This is a genomic window from Mycolicibacterium arseniciresistens (assembly GCF_030519285.1).
GTDB classification, from domain to species: domain Bacteria; phylum Actinomycetota; class Actinomycetes; order Mycobacteriales; family Mycobacteriaceae; genus Mycobacterium; species Mycobacterium arseniciresistens.
Window position 1 is genome coordinate 1 of sequence record NZ_JAUMSQ010000210.1, and the last position, 5435, is coordinate 5435.

At 72.0% G+C, this 5435-nt stretch carries 4 protein-coding genes; 3 read left to right on the top strand and 1 reads right to left on the bottom strand.

The window, feature by feature from the left end:
* Positions 1 to 132: 132 nt before the first annotated feature.
* The 3 genes from Q2100_RS22085 to Q2100_RS22095 all read left to right on the top strand — a co-directional run bounded on the left by Q2100_RS22085 (position 133) and on the right by Q2100_RS22095 (position 3922).
* Positions 133 to 2859 (top strand): molybdopterin-dependent oxidoreductase, encoded by a 2727-nt coding sequence (locus Q2100_RS22085; protein WP_302915778.1) that lies wholly within the window; start codon positions 133 to 135, stop codon positions 2857 to 2859.
* A 39-nt stretch (positions 2860 to 2898) separates the two neighbouring features.
* The gene (locus Q2100_RS22090) at positions 2899 to 3309 is read left to right on the top strand and encodes a nitroreductase/quinone reductase family protein (protein ID WP_302915779.1); all 411 of its coding nucleotides are present in this window, start codon (positions 2899 to 2901) and stop codon (positions 3307 to 3309) included.
* 91 nt (positions 3310 to 3400) lie between these two features.
* Entirely contained in the window at positions 3401 to 3922 is a 522-nt protein-coding gene (locus Q2100_RS22095) for a restriction endonuclease (protein ID WP_302915781.1), read from the top strand.
* Here Q2100_RS22095 and lat read toward each other — a convergent pair.
* Positions 3900 to 5240 carry an L-lysine 6-transaminase gene (lat, locus tag Q2100_RS22100; protein WP_302915780.1) on the bottom strand — a complete coding sequence of 447 codons (1341 nt, stop codon included), beginning with the start codon at positions 5238 to 5240 and terminating at the stop codon, positions 3900 to 3902. The two genes, Q2100_RS22095 and lat, sit on opposite strands and share 23 nt — an antisense overlap.
* Between the last annotated feature and the right edge of the window lie 195 nt (positions 5241 to 5435).

A 5435-nucleotide genomic window follows, 5' to 3' on the forward strand; every position in this document is an offset into this window, starting at 1 on the left:
CGACCCGGAGTCGCTGGCGGCGGCGCACGCCGGCATCCCGGAGGCGGCGTGGACCCGCGACGCACACGGTGACCCGGACTGGCGGCGCGCGATGGCGTTGCTGCTGGCCCGGCAGGTCTGCGCGGAGCTGGCATGAGGTTCGACGTCAACGGCGACCCGGTGGACGCCGACCCGCGGCCCGGCCAGTGTCTGCGGACGCTGCTGCGCGAACACGGCCGCGTCGAGGTCAAGAAGGGCTGCGACGCCGGCGACTGCGGAGCGTGCACTGTGCTGCTCGACGGCGCTCCGGTGCACTCCTGCGTAGTGCCGGCGTTCCGGGCCGCGGGCCGGCACGTCACCACGGTGGCGGGCCTCGGCACCCCAGCTGACCTGCATCCGGTGCAGCGCCGGTTCGTCGAGGCGGCCGGATTCCAGTGCGGTTTCTGCACCGCGGGCATGGTCACCACCGCCGCCGCCCTCACCGAGGACCAGTTGGCGGACCTGCCGCAGCACCTGAAGGGGAATCTGTGCCGGTGCACGGGCTACCGCGCGATCACCGACGCCCTGGCGGGTCGCGTCAACACCGACAAGTCGGCGGGCCACGGTGACGCAGGCCGGTCCATCGGTGCGCCTGCGGCCGTCGGGGTCGTCACCGGCACCGAGCGCTACACGATGGACGTCACGCCGGCGGGACTGCTGCACATCGCGGTGCTGACCAGCCCGGTGCCGCACGCCCGCATCGACGCGATCGACACCGCGGCGGCGGTGGCGCTGCCCGGCGTGCACCTGGTGCTGACCCACCGTGACAGTCCGCCGATCGCGTTCAGCACCGCCCGCCACGAGAACCGGCTCGACGACCCCGACGACACCCGGGTGCTCGACGACACCGTGCGCTTCGTCGGCCAGCGGGTCGCCGCGGTGGTCGCCGACAGCCCGGCGATCGCCGAGCAGGCCTGCCGGCTGATCGCCGTCGAGTACCGGGAGTTGCCCGCCGTGTTCGACCCGGAACAGGCCAGGACGCCCGGCGCGCCGCTGGTGCACGGGGACAAGGGCGCCGACGCGCGGATCGCCGACCCGGCGCGCAACACCGTCGCCGAGTTGCACGGGATCACCGGCGACGTCGAGGCCGGGGTGGCGGCGGCGCTGGCCGGGGGCGGGGCGGTGGTGCGCGGCCGGTGGACCACGCAGCGGGTACAGCACGCGCATCTGGAGACGCACGGCTGCACCGGCTGGACCGACGACCGGGGCCGGCTGGTGATCAGGACGAGTTCTCAGGTGCCGTTCCTGGTGCGCGACGAGCTGTGCCACGTCTTCGGGCTGGCACGCGAGCAGGTGCACGTGTTCACCGGCCGGGTCGGCGGCGGCTTCGGCGGAAAGCAGGAGATGCTCGCCGAGGACCTGGTGACGCTCGCGGTGCTGCGACTGGGCAGGCCGGTGCGCTACGAGTTCAGCCGGGCCGACGAGTTCACCATGGCGCCGTGCCGGCATCCGTTCAGCGTGGACGCGACGGTCGCCGCGGGCGCCGACGGTGTGCTCACCGCCCTTGCCGTCGACGTGCTCAGCGACGCCGGCGCCTACGGCAACCACAGCATCGGCGTGCTGTTCCACGGGTGCAGCGAGTCGGTGGCCGTATACCGTTGCGCGAACAAGAGAGTCGACGCCCAGGCGGTCTACACCAACAACCTGCCGTCGGGGGCGTTCCGCGGATACGGCCTCGGGCAGTTGATTTTCGCCATCGAGTCGGCGCTCGACGAACTGGCTCAGCGGCTCGGCGTCGATCCCTTCGACCTGCGCCGGCGCAACGTCGTGGTGCCCGGCGACGCGCTCGAGGACACGCACTCCCCGCACGACGACCTGACGTTCGGCAGCTACGGACTCGACCAGTGCCTCGACCTCGCGCAGGCGGCGCTGGCGGCGGGCAACGGAGTGGCGGCGCCACCGGGCGCCCAGTGGCGCGTCGGCGAGGGCATGGCGGTGGCGATGATCGCCACCATCCCGCCGCGGGGGCATTTCGCCGAGGCGTCGCTGGGCGTCGACGCCGACGGGACGTACATGTTGAGCGTGGGCACCGCCGAGTTCGGCAACGGCACGTCGACCGTGCACACCCAGTTGGTGGCCGACGAGATGAACACCACCGCCGACCGGGTGCTGTTGCGCCAGTCCGACACCGACGCCACCGGTTACGACACCGGCGCGTTCGGTTCGGCCGGGACGGTGGTGGCGGGCCGCGCGGTCCTCGACGCATGCCGGGAGCTGCGGGCCGCGGTGCTGACCGCGGCGGCCGGGCGCACCGGCGCGGACGTGTCGGCATGCACGCTCACCGCGTCGGGTGTGCAGTGCGGCGAGCACTTCGTGTCCTTCGCGGGTCTCGGCGACGCCCCGGCCGGTGCTCTGGCCGGGTACGGCCGGCACGACGGGACGCCGCGGTCGGTGGCCTTCAACGTGCAGGCGTTCCGGGTGGCGGTCGACGTCGAGACCGGGCAGGTGCGGATCCTGCAGTCGATCCAGACCGCCGACGCCGGCGTGGTGCTCAATCCCGAGCAGTGCCGCGGGCAGGTGGAAGGCGGTGTAGCGCAGGCGATCGGCTCTGCGCTCTACGAGGAGATGCACGTCGGGCCCGACGGAACCGTCCTGACCCGCGAACTGCGCAACTACCACATCCCGCAGCTGGCGGACGTACCGGAGACCGAGGTGTACTTCGCCGACACCTACGACACGCTCGGCCCGCGTGGCGCCAAGTCGATGAGTGAGTCGCCGTACAACCCGGTGGCCCCGGCGCTGGCCAATGCGATCGCCAGGGCCTGCGGCGCGCGGCCACACCAGCTGCCGATGACACCGGCGCGCGTGTGGCGGGCGCTCCAGAACGGCGGCGGCTCGTAGGACCCGGCCGGCCCCGGGTCGCCGGGTACCGTCGGCGAAATGGCCCTCGCACCGGCAACATGGCCCCGCCCGCTGCTACGGGCCATCCGTACCTCGAACAAGTACGTGGTCAACCCCTTCTTCCGCCGGTTTGCCGGGCGAAAAGGCGCGTACGCCGCCAGCATCCGACACACCGGCAGGAAATCAGGCAGACAATTCTCGACACCGGTCGGGGCGGACCGTGTGCAGGGCGGGTTCGTCATTCCGCTGGCCTACGGGACCAGGGTGGACTGGCTGCGCAACGTGCTCGCCGCCGGCCGGGCGACGCTGGTGCTCGACGGCGATACTCACGACGTCACAGCGCCTGAGGTGATCGACGCGGCGACCGCCCTGCCGATGCTGCCACCGAGGCGACGACGGACCTTCGAGCGCTTGGGCATTGCGCAGTATCTGCTGGTGACGGCGGCGTGACGCCGATCGTCGACCCGGGTCCGCGGCGCGCGGCGCGGTAGTTGTCGGCGACCGCTCCTACGATTCAGCCGTGGCGCGCGTCAAGTGGTCCATGGTGCTCGCCGCCGTCGCGGCCGCGGCCGCCTTCCTGTGGGGCCTCGACCCGGCATGGTGCCTCGCCGCGGGGGTCGCCGCACCCGTGGTCGCGGCGGCCGCGGTGCACTTCCTGCGTGGCGCGGTCACCGGGATCGGCACGCCTGGGCCGAGGGAGGATCCGGCGGCGGCGATGTCGGGCACCGAGTTCGAGGACCACATCGCCCGGATCGCCAGGTCATGCGGGGTGCCGGTGATCATGACCGCGATCACCGGCGACTGGGGCGTCGACATCATCGTCGGACACCGCCCCAATCGGCTGGCCATCCAGTGCAAGCGCCAGGCCAGGCCGGTCGGCACCGCCGCCGTTCAGGAGGTGGTCGCCGGCGCACCCATGCAGGACTGCGTCCGCACGATGGTGGTCACCAACCACGACTTCACCCCTGCCGCAAGACGACTCGCCGAACGGCACGGCTGCGAACTCGTCGGCCGTGATGAGCTGCCCCGGCTGCGCTCGATCATCCGGCGTGCGACGAGCTGAGCGCGGTGCGCACCGCCGCCAGCGCGGCGTCGATCTCGTCGCGGGTCACGGTCAGCGGCGGGCGGAAGCGCACGGAGTCCGCTCCGCTGGCGAGCATGATCACCCGCAGCTCCCACAACCGTGCGATCAGCGCGTCTCGCTGCGCGGCCGACGGGAGGCTGAACGCGCACATCAGCCCGCGGCCGCGGACGTCGCCGACCAGGCCCGGGAAGTCGGACGCCAACCGGTCGAGTTCGTCGCGGAGATACCTGCCCGCCTTGCCGGCCCGCGCCATCAGGTCGTCGGACTCGATCACCTCGAGGATGCGGCGGGCCCGCACCATGTCGGTGAGGTTGCCGCCCCACGTCGAGTTGATCCGCGAGCCGACCCGGAACACGTTGTCGGCGACCTCGTCGACCCGCCTGCCCGCCATCACGCCGCACACCTGGGTCTTCTTGCCGAAGGCCACCACGTCGGGCGCCACGCCCAGTTGCTGGTAGGCCCAGGCGGTGCCGGTCATCGCGCAACCGGTCTGCACCTCGTCGAAGATCAGCAGCGCGTCGTGCTCGTCGCACAGTTCGCGCATCGCCGCGAAGAACTCCGGCCGGAAGTGCCGGTCGCCGCCCTCGCCCTGGATGGGCTCGGCGAGGAAACAGGCGATGTCGTGCGGATGCGCCTCGAAGGCGGCGCGGGCCTGCCGCAGCGACTCGGCCTCCAGCGCGGCCATGGCATCGGCGTCCACACCCGGGCGCAGATACGGTGCGTCGATCCGCGGCCAGTCGAACTTCGGGAACCGCGCCACCTTGTTGGGGTCGGTGTTCGTCAGCGACAGGGTGTAGCCGCTGCGGCCGTGGAACGCTCCGCGCAGGTGCAGCACCCGGGTCCCGAGGGCGGGGTCCATCCCGCGCGCCTCGTTGTGCCGGCTCTTCCAGTCGAAGGCCACCTTCAGGGCGTTCTCGACGGCCAGCGCGCCGCCGTCGACGAAGAACAGGTGCGGCAGCGCCGGATCGCCGAGCACCCGGGCGAACGTGTCGACGAACCGGGCCATCGCGACGGTGTAAACGTCGGAGTTGCTCGGCTTGTTCACGGCGGCCGCCGCGAGCTCGGCGCGGAACGCGTCATCGTCGGCCAGCGCCGGATGGTTCATCCCCAGCGCCGACGACGCGAAGAACGTGAACATGTCGAGATAGCGGTCCCCGTTGCGGGCGTCGACGAGGCAGGCCCCGCGGGAACGCTCGAGGTCGAGGACGAAGTCCAGACCATCGGTGAGCAGGCTGCGGCCGAGCACTTCGCGGACGTCGTCGGCGGCGAGGCCGGGGCGCATCATCAGGTCGGTCATACGGGCATCGTAGCGTAATATTTCCGCTCTGCTAGCCCGGCAACCGCAAGTATTCCTATTGACGCGCGCGTGTGGCGCAGGTGGGCAGCGGGTACCGACAAGGGATGCTCAAACCCCTCGGCCACGGACTGCTGACCGCTCCGCTCCGCGCCGCCGAGACGGTGACCCGCACCGCCGCCGCCGTGGCCCTCGAGG